Origin of the sequence: Klebsiella sp. 141153 (assembly GCF_032601995.1) — a bacterium.
GTDB classification, from domain to species: Bacteria; Pseudomonadota; Gammaproteobacteria; order Enterobacterales; family Enterobacteriaceae; genus Klebsiella; species Klebsiella aerogenes.
Map to the genome: position 1 here is coordinate 477,991 of NZ_JAQIRJ010000004.1, position 15,995 is coordinate 493,985.

Below are 15,995 nucleotides of genomic sequence, written 5' to 3' on the forward strand. Positions count from 1 at the left end.
TTGCGGGTAATCGGTATAGATTACATGAAAATGGCTCAAGAGAATGGCTGAGCGATGAATTTCGGAAACTCTCCCGGGATGCCTAAGCAGAAAGTCCCGACGATGAATTTTCTCTCACCGCCGGGCGGTTATTCATTAACTTTCCTGCAGCATCCGCTCGAGCTGTTCCTGCGCCTCGAGCCACGCCATCTCACACTCTTCGAGCCCTGATTTGGCGCTCGCCTGCTGCTGCAGGCATGCGGTTAATTCCGCTTTGCGCGAGGCGTCATACAACTCGCTGTCGCCCAGTTTCTCTTCCGCCTGCGCCAGCTGCGCGTTGAATTTATCCATCTCTTTTTCCAGACGGGCGATCTCTTTACGCAGCGGTTGCGTTTGCGTACGCAGTTCGGCTTCGCGGCGTTTTTGATCCTTACGCGCCTGCGCGCTATTGCCGTTATCCTTTGGCGCTTCAGAGGTCTGGTTTTCCAGCTTCTGCGAATCGCTCAGCCACTGCTGATAATCTTCCAGATCGCCATCAAAGGGTTCGACTTTGCCGTCGTGTACGAGGTACAGATCGTCAGTGGTGGAGCGGATCAGGTGGCGATCGTGCGAGACCACGACCAGCGCCCCTTCGAAGTCGATCAGCGCTTCGGTTAAGGCCTGGCGCATATCAAGATCAAGGTGGTTGGTCGGTTCATCGAGCAGCAGCAGGTTAGGACGCTGCCAGACGATTAACGCCAGCACCAGACGCGCTTTTTCGCCGCCGGAGAAACGGCGGGTCTCTTCGCTGACTTTATCCCCCTGGAATCCAAAGCCGCCGAGGTAGTCGCGCAGTTTTTGTTCCAGCTCCTGCGGCGCCAGGCGGGCCAGATGCTGTATCGGCGACTCATCGGCGCGCAGGAATTCGAGCTGATGCTGGGCGAAGTAACCGAGCTTAATGCCCTTAGCCAGGCCAATTTCACCGGACAGCGGTTGTAGTTCGCCGGCCAGCAGCTTAATCAGCGTTGATTTACCGGCGCCGTTGCGCCCCAGCAGACCGATACGCGAACCGGGTACCAGATTCAGCTTGATGGAGTCGAGAATAATTCGTTCGCCGTAGCCGGCGCTGACTTTCTCCATCTTGAGTAACGGGTTCGGTAGACTTTCCGGCGCGCGGAAGCTGAAGTGGAACGGGTTATCGACGTGCGCCGGGGCGATAAGCTCCATACGCTCAAGCATTTTGATACGGCTCTGCGCCTGCTTCGCTTTGGTGGCTTTGGCGCGGAAACGGTCGATGTAGCTCTGCAAGTGGGCTACGCGCTGCTGCTGGCTTTCATACATGGCCTGCTGCTGCGACAGACGGGTCGCGCGCTGGATTTCAAACGAGCTGTAGTTACCGGTGTATTCGAACATCGTTTGCTGTTCGATATGAATAATTTTATCGACGATCGGATCGAGGAAATCACGATCGTGGGAAATCAGGATCAGCGTACCGGTATAGCCCTTTAGCCACTTTTCCAGCCAGATCACCGCATCAAGATCGAGGTGGTTGGTCGGTTCGTCGAGCAGCAGCAGATCGGAACGACAGATCAGCGCCTGCGCGAGGTTTAAGCGCATACGCCAGCCGCCGGAGAAATCACTGACCGGCCGCTCGAGCTGCTCGTTGCTGAAACCAAGGCCGTGCAGCAGGCTGGCGGCGCGGGAACGAATCGTCCAGGCGTCAATCGCATCCAGCTTACCGTGGACGGTGGCGATGGCATGGCCGTCGTCGCGCTCATTGGCCTGCTGTAAATCGGCTTCCAGCTTGCGGAACTCGCGATCGCCATCAATAACATAATCAATAGCCGGCAGCGGCAGGGCCGGCGTTTCCTGATTAACCCACGCCAGCTGCCAGTTGCTCGGGAAGGTCATGGAACCGCCGTCGGCGCTTATCTCGTTTTTCAAAAGCGAAAGCAACGTAGATTTACCGCAGCCGTTTTTACCCACCAGACCGACCTTCTGGCCAGGATTGATGGTGGCGGTGGCGTTGTCCAGCAGGACGCGTACGCCGCGACGAATTTGTAACGAGGAGAAAACAATCATAAGGCGCCGTATGTTCAGACTATGTTAATTTGTCTTTATGATAATGTAGTGTGAAAGCGAAACGCTCCATTGGGCCGCAATGGTAGCCCAAAATGAAGACGATAGACAAAGTCATTCTGGTTGCGTCGAGACGCAGCCGCTTCGCAAGCCGCCAGATGACGTTCGGGAGGGGAATGATGTCTCAGACAGCGAAAGTGTTGCTGCTGTATGCCCACCCAGAATCTCAGGATTCCGTGGCCAACCGGGTGTTGCTTGAACCGGCTTTACAGTTGCCGAATGTCACCGTGCACGATCTTTATGCGCACTATCCAGATTTTTTTATTGATATCGCCCATGAGCAGGATCTCCTGCGTCAGCATCAGGTGATTGTGTTCCAACATCCGCTGTATACGTGGAGCTGTCCGGCATTGTTGAAAGAGTGGCTGGACCGGGTGCTGAGCCGCGGCTTCGCCAGCGGCGCGGGAGGAAATCAACTGGCGGGAAAGTACTGGCGTAGCGTGATCACCACCGGCGAGCCGGAGAGCGCTTACCGCCGCGATGCTAACCGCTATCCGATGAACGATATTCTGCGCCCTTTTGAGTTAACGGCCGGCATGTGCCGCATGCACTGGCTGAGTCCGATTATTGTCTACTGGGCGCGCCGACAGCGGCCGGAAGATTTGCAAAGCCACGCCCGCGCGTACCGCGATTGGCTCGCGAATCCTGTTGCAACAGGAGGCGCCAATGGCGGGAGCTGATTTGCTATTAGCAGGGGTACTGTTTTTGTTTGCCGCCGTGGTGGCGGTTCCGCTGGCGGCCCGGCTGGGTATTGGCGCCGTACTCGGTTACCTGCTGGCCGGGATTGCGATTGGCCCGTGGGGGCTCGGGTTTATTAGCGATGTGGATGAAATTCTTCACTTTTCCGAGCTGGGCGTCGTGTTTCTCATGTTTATCATCGGCCTTGAGCTCAACCCCGCCAAACTGTGGCAACTGCGCAACTCAATATTCGGGGTCGGCGCGGCGCAGGTGTTGTTTAGCGCGGCGATCCTCGGCGGATTGCTGGTGGTCACCGGGTTTTCGTGGCAGGCGGCCGTAGTGGGCGGTATTGGTCTGGCGATGTCCTCTACCGCGATGGCGCTGCAGCTGATGCGCGAGAAAGGAATGAGCCGTAACGAATCCGGCCAGCTTGGTTTTTCAGTTCTGTTATTTCAGGATTTAGCGGTGATCCCGGCGCTGGCGCTGGTCCCGCTGCTCGCCGGACACGGCGACGATAACTTCAACTGGATGTCGGTAGGGATGAAGGTGCTGGCATTCGCCGGCATGCTGATTGGCGGCCGTTTTCTGCTGCGCCCGGTATTCCGCTTTATCGCTGGTTCCGGCGTGCGTGAGGTCTTCACCGCCGCCACGCTGCTGCTGGTGCTGGGTTCCGCGCTGTTTATGGACGCCCTGGGGCTGTCGATGGCGCTGGGGACGTTTATCGCCGGCGTGCTGCTGGCGGAAAGCGAATATCGCCACGAGCTGGAAATCGCTATTGAGCCGTTTAAAGGCCTGCTGCTGGGGCTGTTTTTTATCTCCGTCGGCATGGCGCTGAATCTTGGCGTGCTCTACACCCATCTGCTGTGGGTGGTGGTAAGCGTTGCCGCGCTGGTGGCGGTGAAAGCGTTGGTGCTCTATGTATTGGCTCGGGTATATGGTTTGCGCAGCTCCGAGCGCACGCAGTTCGCCGGCGTATTGAGCCAGGGCGGCGAGTTCGCCTTTGTTCTCTTTTCCATGCCGGCTTCGCAGAAACTGTTCCATAACGATCAGATGGCGCTGCTGCTGGTTACCGTAACCTTATCGATGATGACCACGCCGCTCCTGATGAAGATCATTGATAAAGTGCTGTCGCGACGGCTTAACCCGGCGGAAGATACCGATGAGGCGCCGTGGGTCGAGGATGATAAGCCACAGGTGATTATCGTCGGCTTCGGGCGTTTTGGTCAGGTGATTGGGCGTCTGCTGATGGCTAATAAAATGCGTATTACCGTGCTTGAACGCGATATCAGCGCGGTCAACCTGATGCGCAAATATGGCTACAAAGTCTATTTCGGCGATGCGACGCAGCTTGAGCTGCTGCGTTCGGCGGGGGCGGAAGAGGCGCAGTCTATTGTGATTACCTGCAACGAGCCGGAAGATACCATGAAGCTGGTGGAGATGTGCCAACAGCATTTTCCCCACCTCCATATTCTGGCGCGTGCGCGGGGGCGCGTAGAGGCGCATGAGCTATTACAGGCCGGCGTGACGCAGTTCTCGCGAGAAACCTTCTCCAGCGCCCTGGAATTGGGGCGCAAGGCGCTGGTGACCCTGGGAATGCATCCGCATCAGGCGCAGCGCGCGCAGTTACACTTTCGACGCCTCGATATGCGAATGCTTCGCGAGTTAATGCCGGTGCATACTGATACCGTACAGATATCCCGCGTGCGGGAAGCCCGGCGCGAGCTGGAAGAGATTTTTGAGCGTGAGATGCAGAAAGAAAGCCGGCAGCTGGACGGCTGGGACGAGTTTGAATAGAAGGTAGAGCAAAATGGCGGTACGTAAACGTTTTATTGCCGGCGCAAAATGTCCGGCGTGCCAGGCACAGGATTCACTGGCGATGTGGCGCGAGAATAATGTCGATATTGTTGAGTGTGTTAAGTGCGGACATCAGATGCGCGAGGCCGATAAAGAGGTCCGCGAACACGTTCGCAAAGAAGAGCAAGTGATCGGCATTTTTCATCCGGACTAGCGTTATCTGTCGCCTTTTTTTAAGCTAGAGGGTACACGGCTGCAGAATTCCGCTACAATCTGCGCCACTATTCTTCCCATGCTCAGGAGATATCATGAAAGTAGCAAAAGACCTGGTGGTCAGCCTGGCCTATCAGGTACGTACAGAAGACGGTGTGTTGGTTGATGAGTCTCCGGTGAGTGCGCCGCTGGACTACCTGCATGGTCACGGTTCCCTGATTTCCGGCCTGGAAAACGCATTAAACGGCCACGAAGTGGGCGACAAATTTGATGTCGAAGTCGGCGCGAATGACGCGTACGGCCAGTATGACGAAAACCTGGTTCAGCGCGTTCCTAAAGACGTCTTCATGGGCGTTGACGAACTGCAGGTTGGCATGCGCTTCCTGGCTGAAACCGACCAGGGTCCGGTACCGGTAGAAATCACCGAAGTCGGCGACGATTTCGTGGTGGTTGACGGCAACCACATGCTGGCTGGCCAGAATCTGAAGTTCAACGTAGAAGTTGTCGCCCTGCGCGAAGCCACTGCAGAAGAGCTGGAACACGGTCACGTACACGGCGCTCATGGCCACGATCACGATCATGACCACGGTCATGACGGTTGCTGCGGCGGCCACGGCCACGATCATGGTCACGACCATGAACACGGCAAAGGTGGTTGCGGTAACGGCGGTTGCGGTTGCCACTAATGGCGTCGCGTTCGCGCGAATAGCTAAAAAAAGCGGGGAGACCCGCTTTTTTTACGTCTCAATAATGCGGAGGCGGCGTCTCTTCAGACTGTGACGCGATGTGCGACGGCTGCGTCGCTTTCAGTTTTTCGATCATCAAGCGCATATGTTCGCGCATTTTGGCCATTTCTATTTCATGCGCCGTGACGGTTTTGTTGAGGTCCTCGATGGTGATCTCCTGAAACGCCAGTCGGCTTTCCAGTTCCGCCAGACGCGTCTCCATTGTGCTATCGTTCATAGGTCGCCTCTTCTGTCTTGTTTGCGGGCGGATTCTACTCAAGTTTCCGCGTTAACGCAGCATCGTAACGTCAGAGAGGAAACTAATTCATACAAAAATAGTCTGAAATGAGGCGATATTCAGGTAGGTCCGTATGTAGATTTGTTCTGCAACGTTCTATAGTACGTTTTTTGCTTTTTATGATAACCCTGGGGTGAGATGCCCCGGCCCTGGAGAAATGGATGAAATCACTGTTTAAAGTAACGCTGCTGGCGACCACGATGGCCGTTGCCCTGAATGCACCGCTGACCTTTGCTGCCGATACCGCAGCAAAAGCCGCACCGGCGGCGGACAGCAAATCGGCATTTAAAAATGACGATCAAAAATCCGCTTATGCGCTGGGTGCATCCCTCGGCCGTTACATGGAAAACTCCCTGAAAGAACAAGAGAAGCTGGGTATCAAACTGGATAAAGACCAGCTGATCGCCGGCGTGCAGGATGCGTTTGCCGATAAGAGCAAACTGTCCGACAAAGAAATTGAAACCACTCTGCAGTCCTTTGAGACCCGCGTGAAAACCGCCGCTCAGCAGAAGATGGAAAAAGATGCGACTGAGAACGATGCCAAAGGCAAAGCGTTCCGTGACGCCTTCGCTAAAGAGAAGGGCGTGAAAACTTCTAAATCCGGCCTGATGTATAAAGTCGAGAAAGCCGGTACCGGCGATGCGCCGAAAGACAGCGATACCGTCGTGGTGAACTACAAAGGTACGCTGATCGATGGTAAAGAGTTCGACAACTCTTACACCCGTGGCGAGCCGCTCTCTTTCCGTCTTGATGGCGTTATCCCGGGCTGGACCGAAGGCCTGAAAAACATCAAAAAAGGCGGCAAAATCAAGCTGGTCATCCCACCGGATCTGGCTTACGGCAAAACTGGCGTTCCGGGTATCCCGGCTAACTCTACGCTGGTATTCGATGTAGAACTGCTGGACATCAAACCGGCTCCGAAGGCTGATGCTAAGCCAGAAGCCGCTGCCGAAGCACCGGCTGCAGACGCTAAGAAGTAATCTGCCATAAGCCGCCGCCTTCAGGGGCGGCGGCTTTTTTATTGGCAGCAGATATAATTAAAACTGGAAAATTCCTCAGGCGCTGTATTACTTTAGATAGCTTAATAATGATGATGAGCCTGCCCTGACGATAACGACAGGCTCCTGAAAAGGAGTGCTTTTTTACATGTCCAGGTCGCTTTTAACCAACGAAACCAGCGAGCTTGACCTGCTGGATCAACGTCCTTTCGACCAGACCGACTTCGATATCCTAAAATCCTATGAAGCGGTGGTGGACGGGTTAGCGATGCTCATTGGCTCCCACTGTGAAATCGTGCTGCACTCACTGCAGGATTTAAAATGCTCCGCTATTCGTATCGCTAACGGTGAACACACCGGCCGCCAAATTGGCTCGCCGATTACCGATCTGGCGTTACGTATGCTGCACGATATGACGGGAGCGGATAGCAGCGTATCGAAGTGCTATTTTACCCGCGCGAAAAGCGGCGTGCTGATGAAATCGGTGACTATCGCCATACGTAACCGCGAACATCGGGTGATTGGTCTGCTTTGTATCAACATGAACCTCGATGTCCCGTTCTCGCAGATTATGAGCACTTTCATTCCGCCGGAAACGCCGGAAGTCAACTCGCAGGTCAACTTCGCCTCGTCGGTAGATGACCTGGTCGCACAAACGCTGGAGTTCACCATTGAAGAGGTGAATGCCGATCGCAACGTGTCGAATAACGCGAAAAACCGCCAAATCGTGTTGAATCTTTACGAGAAAGGCATCTTCGATATCAAAGATGCGATTAACCAGGTAGCCGATCGCCTGAATATCTCTAAACACACGGTGTACCTCTACATCCGCCAGTTTAAAAGCGGTGATTTCCAGGGACTCGATAAGTAATGCGTTTTGCCATCACGGTAACCGGGCCTGCCTACGGTACTCAGCAGGCCAGTAGCGCGTGGCAGTTTGCGCAGGCGGTTATTAACGCAGGGCATGAACTGGCCTGCGTGTTTTTCTATCGTGAAGGAGTCTACAACGCCAATCAGCTGACGGCCCCTGCCAGCGATGAGGTAGACCTGGTGCGTCACTGGCAGCGCCTGCATGATGAACATGCCGTTGCGCTGCACATATGCGTGGCAGCCGCGCTACGCCGCGGCGTGACCGATGAACGCGAAGCGCAGCAGCTTGGTTTGCCGGCGCAGAATCTGCAGCCGGGATTCACCTTAAGCGGACTAGGCGCGCTGGCTGAAGCGTCGTTAACCTGCGATAGAATGGTGCAGTTCTGATGAAACGCGTGGCTTTCGTATTTTCTTCCGCGCCGCACGGCAGCGCAGCCGGCAGGGAAGGGCTGGACGCCTTACTGGCGACCTCGGCGCTTACCGATGATCTCGGCGTGTTCTTTGTCGGCGACGGCGTGTTTCAGATTATCCCTGGCCAGCAGCCGGGAAAAATCCTCGCCCGTGATTATATCGCCACCTTCAAGCTGTTATCGCTGTATGACATCGAACAGTGTTGGCTATGCGCGGCGTCTGCCCGCGAACGCGGTCTGGCCGCCGATACGCCGTGGGTGGTGGATGCAGAAAGCCTCGAGCCAGAAGCGCTGCGCGCCCGGCTTGACGAGTTCAACGTGATTCTACGATTCTGAGGCCCACATGCTTCATACTCTAAGTGTCTCTCCCTGGCACGCCGATATCGATGCGATGCTGCGTCTGGTGAAGCCAGATGACGATCTGCTGCTGCTCTCCGATGGCGTGGTCGCGGCGATTGACGGCGGCCGTTTCCTTGAAATCCTGCAATCCGCCCCCATAACCCTACATGCTCTGCAAGACGATATCGAAGCCCGCGGGCTGGCTGGTCAAATTGCGGACAGTGTCGTCAGGGTTGACTATACTGATTTCGTCAGTCTAACGGTCAAACATGAAGGTCAGTTGGCCTGGTAATGGCGGGATCGTTGTATATTTCTTGACACCTTTTCGGCACCGCCCTAAAATTCTGCGTCCTCATATTATATGAGGCGATTTATTACGTGTTTACGAAGCAAAAGCTAAAACCAGGAGCTATTTAATGGCAACAGTTAACCAGCTGGTACGCAAACCACGCGCGCGCAAAGTTGCAAAGAGCAACGTGCCGGCGCTGGAAGCCTGCCCGCAGAAACGTGGCGTATGTACTCGCGTATATACCACCACTCCTAAGAAACCGAACTCCGCACTGCGTAAAGTTTGCCGTGTGCGTCTGACTAACGGTTTCGAAGTCACCTCCTACATCGGTGGTGAAGGTCACAACCTGCAGGAGCACTCCGTGATCCTGATCCGTGGCGGTCGTGTTAAAGACCTTCCGGGTGTTCGTTACCACACCGTTCGTGGTGCGCTTGACTGCTCCGGCGTTAAAGACCGTAAGCAGGCTCGCTCCAAGTACGGCGTGAAGCGTCCTAAGGCTTAATGGTTCTCCGTTAAGTAAGGCCAAACGTTTTATATTAATGTCAAACTAAACTCTTTGAGTTTTGGACAATCCTGAATTAACAACGGAGTATTTCCATGCCACGTCGTCGCGTCATTGGTCAGCGTAAAATTCTGCCGGATCCGAAGTTCGGATCAGAACTGCTGGCTAAATTTGTAAATATCCTGATGGTAGATGGTAAAAAATCTACTGCAGAAACTATCGTATACAGCGCGCTGGAGACCCTGGCTCAGCGCTCTGGTAAAACTGAACTGGAAGCCTTCGAAGTTGCACTCGAAAACGTGCGCCCGACTGTCGAAGTTAAGTCCCGCCGCGTAGGTGGTTCTACTTATCAGGTTCCAGTTGAAGTACGTCCGGTTCGTCGTAATGCCCTGGCAATGCGTTGGATCGTTGAAGCTGCTCGTAAACGCGGTGATAAATCCATGGCTCTGCGCCTGGCGAACGAACTCACTGACGCTGCAGACAACAAAGGTACTGCAGTTAAGAAACGTGAAGACGTTCACCGTATGGCCGAAGCCAACAAGGCGTTCGCACACTACCGTTGGTAATCCCTTCGGAGTCATAGTCACCAGGCGGGCGTTTCAGATGAGTCGCCCGCTCTGGATAACTTAACTGAACGCCTAAAGAAATAAACGAGGAATCAAATGGCTCGTACAACACCCATCGCACGCTACCGTAACATCGGTATCAGTGCGCACATCGACGCCGGTAAAACCACTACTACCGAACGTATTCTGTTCTACACCGGTGTAAACCACAAAATCGGTGAAGTTCATGACGGCGCCGCTACCATGGACTGGATGGAGCAGGAGCAGGAACGTGGTATCACCATCACTTCCGCTGCGACTACTGCATTCTGGTCTGGTATGGCTAAACAGTATGAACCGCACCGTGTAAACATCATCGACACCCCGGGGCACGTTGACTTCACTATCGAAGTAGAACGTTCCATGCGTGTTCTTGATGGTGCGGTAATGGTTTACTGCGCAGTTGGTGGTGTTCAGCCGCAGTCTGAAACCGTATGGCGTCAGGCAAACAAATATAAAGTTCCGCGCATTGCGTTCGTTAACAAAATGGACCGCATGGGTGCGAACTTCCTGAAAGTTGTTGGTCAGATCAAAACCCGTCTGGGCGCGAACCCGGTTCCGCTGCAGCTGGCAATTGGTGCTGAAGAAGGTTTCACCGGTGTTGTTGACCTGGTGAAAATGAAAGCCATCAACTGGAACGATGCAGACCAGGGCGTTACCTTCGAATACGAAGATATCCCGGCTGACATGCAGGACCTGGCTGACGAATGGCACCAGAACCTGATCGAGTCCGCTGCGGAAGCTTCCGAAGAGCTGATGGAAAAATACCTGGGTGGTGAAGAACTGACTGAAGAAGAGATCAAAAAAGCTCTGCGTCAGCGCGTTCTGAACAACGAAATCATCCTGGTAACCTGTGGTTCTGCGTTCAAGAACAAAGGTGTTCAGGCGATGCTGGATGCGGTAATTGATTACCTGCCATCCCCGGTTGATGTTCCGGCAATCAACGGCATCCTGGACGACGGTAAAGATACCCCGGCTGAGCGTCACGCAAGCGACGACGAGCCGTTCTCTGCACTGGCGTTCAAAATCGCTACCGACCCGTTTGTTGGTAACCTGACCTTCTTCCGTGTGTACTCCGGTGTGGTTAACTCTGGTGATACCGTACTGAACTCCGTGAAAGCTGCACGTGAGCGTTTCGGTCGTATCGTTCAGATGCACGCTAACAAACGTGAAGAGATCAAAGAAGTTCGCGCGGGCGATATCGCTGCCGCTATCGGTCTGAAAGACGTAACCACTGGTGACACCCTGTGTGACCCGGATGCGCCGATCATTCTGGAGCGTATGGAATTCCCTGAGCCGGTAATCTCCATCGCCGTTGAGCCGAAAACCAAAGCTGACCAGGAAAAAATGGGTCTGGCTCTGGGTCGTCTGGCTAAAGAAGACCCGTCATTCCGCGTATGGACTGACGAAGAGTCTAACCAGACCATCATCGCCGGTATGGGTGAGCTGCACCTCGACATCATCGTTGACCGTATGAAGCGTGAATTCAACGTTGAAGCGAACGTCGGTAAACCTCAGGTTGCTTACCGCGAAGCGATTCGCCAGAAAGTTACCGATGTTGAAGGTAAACACGCCAAGCAGTCTGGTGGTCGTGGTCAGTACGGTCACGTTGTGATCGACATGTACCCGCTGGAGCCGGGCTCTAACCCGAAAGGTTACGAGTTCATCAACGACATTAAAGGTGGTGTAATCCCTGGCGAATACATCCCGGCCGTTGATAAAGGCATCCAGGAACAGCTGAAAGCTGGTCCGCTGGCTGGTTACCCGGTAGTTGATATGGGTATCCGTCTGCACTTCGGTTCTTACCACGACGTTGACTCCTCTGAGCTGGCGTTTAAACTGGCCGCTTCTATCGCCTTTAAAGAAGGCTTTAAGAAAGCGAAACCAGTTCTGCTTGAGCCGATCATGAAGGTTGAAGTAGAAACTCCGGAAGAGAACACCGGTGACGTAATCGGTGACTTGAGCCGTCGTCGCGGCATGCTGCGCGGTCAAGAATCTGAAGTAACTGGCGTTAAGATCCACGCTGAAGTTCCGCTGTCTGAAATGTTCGGATATGCAACTCAGCTGCGTTCTCTGACCAAAGGTCGTGCATCATACACCATGGAATTCCTGAAGTATGATGATGCGCCGAACAACGTTGCTCAGGCCGTTATTGAAGCCCGTGGTAAATAATCCACAGGATTAAAACCTAAGTCCCGTGCTCTCTCCTGAGGGGAGAGCACTATAGTAAGGAATATAGCCGTGTCTAAAGAAAAATTTGAACGTACAAAACCGCACGTCAACGTTGGTACTATCGGCCACGTCGACCATGGTAAAACTACTCTGACCGCTGCAATCACCACCGTACTGGCTAAAACCTACGGCGGTGCTGCTCGCGCATTCGACCAGATCGATAACGCGCCGGAAGAAAAAGCTCGTGGTATCACCATCAACACTTCCCACGTTGAATATGACACCCCGACTCGCCACTACGCACACGTAGACTGCCCGGGCCACGCCGACTATGTTAAAAACATGATCACCGGTGCTGCTCAGATGGATGGCGCGATCCTGGTTGTTGCTGCGACTGACGGCCCGATGCCGCAGACTCGTGAGCACATCCTGCTGGGTCGTCAGGTAGGCGTTCCGTACATCATCGTGTTCCTGAACAAATGCGACATGGTTGATGACGAAGAGCTGCTGGAACTGGTTGAGATGGAAGTTCGTGAACTGCTGTCTCAGTACGATTTCCCGGGCGACGACACTCCGATCGTTCGTGGTTCTGCTCTGAAAGCGCTGGAAGGCGACGCAGAGTGGGAAGCTAAAATCATCGAACTGGCTGGCTTCCTGGATTCTTACATCCCGGAACCAGAGCGTGCGATTGACAAGCCGTTCCTGCTGCCGATCGAAGACGTATTCTCCATCTCCGGTCGTGGTACCGTTGTTACCGGTCGTGTAGAGCGCGGTATCATCAAAGTTGGTGAAGAAGTTGAAATCGTTGGTATCAAAGAAACCGCGAAAACCACCTGTACTGGCGTTGAAATGTTCCGCAAACTGCTGGACGAAGGCCGTGCTGGTGAGAACGTTGGTGTTCTGCTGCGTGGTATCAAACGTGAAGAAATCGAACGTGGTCAGGTACTGGCTAAGCCAGGCAGCATCAAGCCGCACACCAAGTTCGAATCTGAAGTGTACATCCTGTCCAAAGACGAAGGCGGCCGTCATACTCCGTTCTTCAAAGGCTACCGTCCGCAGTTCTACTTCCGTACTACTGACGTGACTGGTACCATCGAACTGCCGGAAGGCGTAGAGATGGTAATGCCGGGCGACAACATCAAAATGGTTGTTACCCTGATCCACCCGATCGCGATGGACGACGGTCTGCGTTTCGCAATCCGTGAAGGCGGCCGTACCGTTGGCGCGGGCGTTGTAGCTAAAGTTCTGGGCTAATTCGTTAGCTTTGAATTAAAAAGGGCGCTTCGGCGCCCTTTTTGCTGTCGGTGATTTGGTGATAAGCCAGGTTGGTTTAAATATTCATAAAGTGCGCCGCTACGGATAATTAATAAACAGTCTATTGTAATCATAACTATTCTCATTTAAACTTTGTGCATAAATTGAACGGGAGTTTATATGTACGTTTGTTTGTGCAATGGCGTTAGCGATAAAAAAATCCGCCAGGTTGTGCGTCAATTTCAACCGCAATCTTTTCAACAATTACGCAAGTTTATTCCCGTTGGAAATCAATGCGGTAAGTGCGTCCGCGCGGCACGTGAAGTGATGGAAGATGAATTAACCAGCATGCCGGAATTCAAAGAAATCGCCTGATCGCGACCCTTCTCTTTTTGACATCCTTATAGCCCGGACTACGCTTCAATAAGTGGAAGCGGAGGGACTTTATAATGAAAGGTGATGTCAAAATCATAAGTTATCTCAATAAATTATTGGGAAACGAACTGGTTGCTATTAACCAGTATTTTCTTCATGCAAGAATGTTCAAGAACTGGGGCCTGATGCGCCTCAACGATATTGAATATCATGAATCTATCGATGAGATGAAACACGCCGATAAGTACATCGAGCGTATTTTGTTTCTTGAAGGGCTGCCTAACCTGCAGGATCTTGGCAAACTTGGCATCGGTGAGGATGTCGAAGAGATGCTGCAGTCTGACTTACGGCTGGAGCTCGAAGGCGCGCAAAACCTGCGTGAGGCAATCGCCTATGCCGACAGCGTTCATGATTATGTCAGTCGCGATATGATGATTGAAATCCTTGCGGATGAGGAAGGCCATATTGACTGGCTGGAAACCGAGTTAGATCTGATCGGCAAAATCGGTCTGCAAAATTACCTTCAATCGCAGATCAAAGTGTCAGACTAGCGAACGTCTGCCAACCGCACCAAAAACCCGCTGCAGTCAGAAATGGCCCAAACGGCAGCGGGTTGTTCAAATCCCATCGTTGTTGCTTCCTCCTCCTGACCAACGCCAATGTCATCCATGTCATCCCGGCAAACAGCGAGGCGACCAATACCAGCTGTGGCAACTTTTGCCAACCGTGCCAGGCGCCGAGGGCGGCAAGATATTTAACGTCGCCGTATCCTAATCCCTCATAGCTGCGAAACATGCGATATAGCCAATAGAGCAGGGCAAAAAAAAGATAGCCGGCAATAGCCCCCCAGACGGCATCTTCTAGCCGCTGCGGCGCAAGACACAGGTAAAAAACTAAACCACTCCACAGCAGCGGGCAGGTGAGACTGTCGGGAAGAAGACCGTGAAGCAGGTCCTGCCGGCACAACGCCAGGGTTAATGCACAGTAGCAAACTAAGAAGGGGAGGACGGTAAGCATGGAACACTCCTGTTCGGGGATAATGCGCTCACTTTGCTTATCGTCGCGCGTTTGCGCAAAGCGCATTTGTGCAAGATGGAAGGCTTCTTCCTGACTTATTTATCGTGTTATTGCATTGCTGAGCGCCTGCGCGAGAAGACGCGCAAATTGTGGTGATGATTTTCTAATCAGCACTTGCGTCGCGCCTGAATTTGCGTATAATGCGCGGGCCTGTCAAAATTGACGGCCGGTTCGATATGAGCCCTGGTAGCGCAGTTTGCTACCTAACAATGTTCCCAATCGGGGAACTCTGTAAGAACGGTTACACTCTCCCATCAATCGTAATGGGTATGAGGAGTAATCATTTCGTCTATAAAATAATTGGAGCTCTGGTCTCATGCAGAACCAAAGAATCCGTATCCGCCTTAAAGCGTTTGATCATCGTCTGATCGATCAATCAACCGCGGAAATCGTCGAGACTGCTAAGCGCACTGGTGCGCAAGTCCGTGGTCCGATCCCGCTGCCGACCCGCAAAGAGCGTTTCACCGTTCTGATCTCTCCGCACGTCAACAAAGATGCGCGTGATCAGTACGAGATTCGTACTCACAAGCGTCTGGTTGACATCGTTGAGCCAACTGAAAAAACCGTTGATGCTCTGATGCGTCTGGACCTGGCTGCCGGTGTAGACGTGCAGATCAGCCTGGGTTAATCAGGTCATCGAGCGATTGAGAGGTTGATACAATGATTGGTTTAGTCGGTAAAAAAGTGGGTATGACCCGCATCTTCACTGAAGATGGCGTCTCTATCCCAGTAACCGTTATCGAAGTTGAAGCAAACCGCGTTACTCAGGTCAAAGATCTGGCTAACGATGGCTATCGCGCTATTCAGGTTACCACTGGTGCTAAAAAAGCTAACCGTGTAACTAAGCCGGAAGCTGGTCACTTTGCTAAAGCTGGCGTAGAAGCTGGCCGCGGCCTGTGGGAGTTCCGTCTGGCAGATGGTGAAGAATACACCGTTGGTCAGAACATTAGCGTTGAACTGTTTGCTGACGTTAAAAAAGTTGACGTAACCGGTACCTCTAAAGGTAAAGGTTTCGCTGGTACCGTTAAGCGCTGGAACTTCCGTACCCAGGACGCTACCCACGGTAACTCCTTGTCTCACCGCGTTCCGGGTTCTATCGGTCAGAACCAGACTCCGGGCAAAGTGTTCAAAGGCAAGAAAATGGCAGGTCAGCTGGGCAACGAACGCGTTACTGTTCAGAGCCTGGACGTAGTACGTGTTGACGCTGAGCGCAACCTGCTGCTGGTTAAAGGTGGTGTTCCGGGTGCAACCGGCTGCGACCTGATCGTTAAACCAGCTGTGAAGGCGTAAGGGGATAGC

At 53.4% G+C, this 15,995-nt stretch carries 20 protein-coding genes; 17 read left to right on the forward strand and 3 right to left on the reverse strand.

Annotation, left to right across the window (positions count from 1 at the left end):
- Positions 1–135: 135 nt before the first annotated feature.
- Positions 136–2,040: an ABC transporter ATP-binding protein gene (locus PGS10_RS10770; protein WP_316422858.1), complete on the reverse strand. Its 1,905-nt coding sequence runs from the start codon at positions 2,038–2,040 to the stop codon at positions 136–138.
- A gap of 173 nt (positions 2,041–2,213) precedes the next feature.
- Here PGS10_RS10770 and kefG point away from each other — a divergent pair, with 173 nt between their 5' ends.
- The 4 genes from kefG to slyD all read left to right on the forward strand — a co-directional run bounded on the left by kefG (position 2,214) and on the right by slyD (position 5,468).
- On the forward strand, positions 2,214–2,777 hold the full coding sequence (gene kefG, locus PGS10_RS10775) for a glutathione-regulated potassium-efflux system ancillary protein KefG (RefSeq protein ID WP_047065853.1): 564 nt from the start codon (positions 2,214–2,216) through the stop codon (positions 2,775–2,777).
- Positions 2,764–4,569 carry a glutathione-regulated potassium-efflux system protein KefB gene (kefB, locus tag PGS10_RS10780; protein WP_047065852.1) on the forward strand — a complete coding sequence of 602 codons (1,806 nt, stop codon included), beginning with the start codon at positions 2,764–2,766 and terminating at the stop codon, positions 4,567–4,569. Before kefG ends, kefB begins: the two co-directional genes overlap by 14 nt.
- A gap of 13 nt (positions 4,570–4,582) precedes the next feature.
- Positions 4,583–4,783: a YheV family putative zinc ribbon protein gene (locus PGS10_RS10785; RefSeq protein ID WP_004106389.1), complete on the forward strand. Its 201-nt coding sequence runs from the start codon at positions 4,583–4,585 to the stop codon at positions 4,781–4,783.
- 94 nt (positions 4,784–4,877) lie between these two features.
- Positions 4,878–5,468 (forward strand): peptidylprolyl isomerase, encoded by a 591-nt coding sequence (gene slyD / locus PGS10_RS10790; protein ID WP_015369410.1) that lies wholly within the window; start codon positions 4,878–4,880, stop codon positions 5,466–5,468.
- Between the two features lie 58 nt (positions 5,469–5,526).
- Here the strand turns inward: slyD and PGS10_RS10795 are convergent, their stop codons facing one another.
- Positions 5,527–5,745 carry a protein SlyX gene (locus tag PGS10_RS10795; protein ID WP_015369411.1) on the reverse strand — a complete coding sequence of 73 codons (219 nt, stop codon included), beginning with the start codon at positions 5,743–5,745 and terminating at the stop codon, positions 5,527–5,529.
- Positions 5,746–5,966: 221 nt separating this feature from the next.
- Here PGS10_RS10795 and fkpA point away from each other — a divergent pair, with 221 nt between their 5' ends.
- From fkpA to bfr, 11 genes are all read left to right on the forward strand, one after another.
- Complete coding sequence (gene fkpA, locus PGS10_RS10800) at positions 5,967–6,785, forward strand: FKBP-type peptidyl-prolyl cis-trans isomerase (protein WP_015369412.1); 819 nt, start codon at positions 5,967–5,969, stop codon at positions 6,783–6,785.
- A gap of 166 nt (positions 6,786–6,951) precedes the next feature.
- A complete protein-coding gene (locus PGS10_RS10805; RefSeq protein ID WP_004868391.1) occupies positions 6,952–7,674 on the forward strand; it encodes a helix-turn-helix transcriptional regulator in 723 nt (240 codons plus the stop codon).
- The gene (tusD, locus tag PGS10_RS10810) at positions 7,674–8,060 is read left to right on the forward strand and encodes a sulfurtransferase complex subunit TusD (protein ID WP_045394884.1); all 387 of its coding nucleotides are present in this window, start codon (positions 7,674–7,676) and stop codon (positions 8,058–8,060) included. Before PGS10_RS10805 ends, tusD begins: the two co-directional genes overlap by 1 nt.
- The gene (tusC, locus tag PGS10_RS10815) at positions 8,060–8,419 is read left to right on the forward strand and encodes a sulfurtransferase complex subunit TusC (protein WP_045394885.1); all 360 of its coding nucleotides are present in this window, start codon (positions 8,060–8,062) and stop codon (positions 8,417–8,419) included. The genes tusD and tusC overlap by 1 nt, the downstream gene beginning before the upstream one ends.
- A 7-nt stretch (positions 8,420–8,426) precedes the next feature.
- Positions 8,427–8,714, forward strand: coding sequence for a sulfurtransferase complex subunit TusB (gene tusB / locus PGS10_RS10820; protein WP_047047273.1), 288 nt, complete (start codon positions 8,427–8,429; stop codon positions 8,712–8,714).
- A gap of 124 nt (positions 8,715–8,838) precedes the next feature.
- Entirely contained in the window at positions 8,839–9,213 is a 375-nt protein-coding gene (rpsL, locus tag PGS10_RS10825) for a 30S ribosomal protein S12 (RefSeq protein ID WP_000246815.1), read from the forward strand.
- A gap of 95 nt (positions 9,214–9,308) precedes the next feature.
- On the forward strand, positions 9,309–9,779 hold the full coding sequence (gene rpsG, locus PGS10_RS10830) for a 30S ribosomal protein S7 (protein ID WP_015369416.1): 471 nt from the start codon (positions 9,309–9,311) through the stop codon (positions 9,777–9,779).
- A gap of 96 nt (positions 9,780–9,875) precedes the next feature.
- Positions 9,876–11,990, forward strand: a complete 2,115-nt coding sequence (fusA, locus tag PGS10_RS10835) for an elongation factor G (RefSeq protein ID WP_045375915.1) — start codon at positions 9,876–9,878, stop codon at positions 11,988–11,990.
- Positions 11,991–12,059: 69 nt separating this feature from the next.
- Positions 12,060–13,244: an elongation factor Tu gene (gene tuf, locus PGS10_RS10840; protein ID WP_015369418.1), complete on the forward strand. Its 1,185-nt coding sequence runs from the start codon at positions 12,060–12,062 to the stop codon at positions 13,242–13,244.
- A 180-nt stretch (positions 13,245–13,424) separates the two neighbouring features.
- Entirely contained in the window at positions 13,425–13,619 is a 195-nt protein-coding gene (gene bfd, locus PGS10_RS10845; protein ID WP_015369419.1) for a bacterioferritin-associated ferredoxin, read from the forward strand.
- Positions 13,620–13,693: 74 nt separating this feature from the next.
- Positions 13,694–14,170, forward strand: a complete 477-nt coding sequence (bfr, locus tag PGS10_RS10850) for a bacterioferritin (RefSeq protein WP_015369420.1) — start codon at positions 13,694–13,696, stop codon at positions 14,168–14,170.
- Here bfr and PGS10_RS10855 read toward each other — a convergent pair.
- Positions 14,154–14,636: a prepilin peptidase gene (locus tag PGS10_RS10855; RefSeq protein ID WP_047078586.1), complete on the reverse strand. Its 483-nt coding sequence runs from the start codon at positions 14,634–14,636 to the stop codon at positions 14,154–14,156. The genes bfr and PGS10_RS10855 overlap by 17 nt on opposite strands.
- 376 nt (positions 14,637–15,012) lie before the next feature.
- Here PGS10_RS10855 and rpsJ point away from each other — a divergent pair, with 376 nt between their 5' ends.
- Positions 15,013–15,324 carry a 30S ribosomal protein S10 gene (rpsJ, locus tag PGS10_RS10860; protein ID WP_001181005.1) on the forward strand — a complete coding sequence of 104 codons (312 nt, stop codon included), beginning with the start codon at positions 15,013–15,015 and terminating at the stop codon, positions 15,322–15,324.
- A gap of 32 nt (positions 15,325–15,356) precedes the next feature.
- On the forward strand, positions 15,357–15,986 hold the full coding sequence (gene rplC, locus PGS10_RS10865; protein ID WP_015369422.1) for a 50S ribosomal protein L3: 630 nt from the start codon (positions 15,357–15,359) through the stop codon (positions 15,984–15,986).
- Positions 15,987–15,995 lie beyond the last annotated feature (9 nt).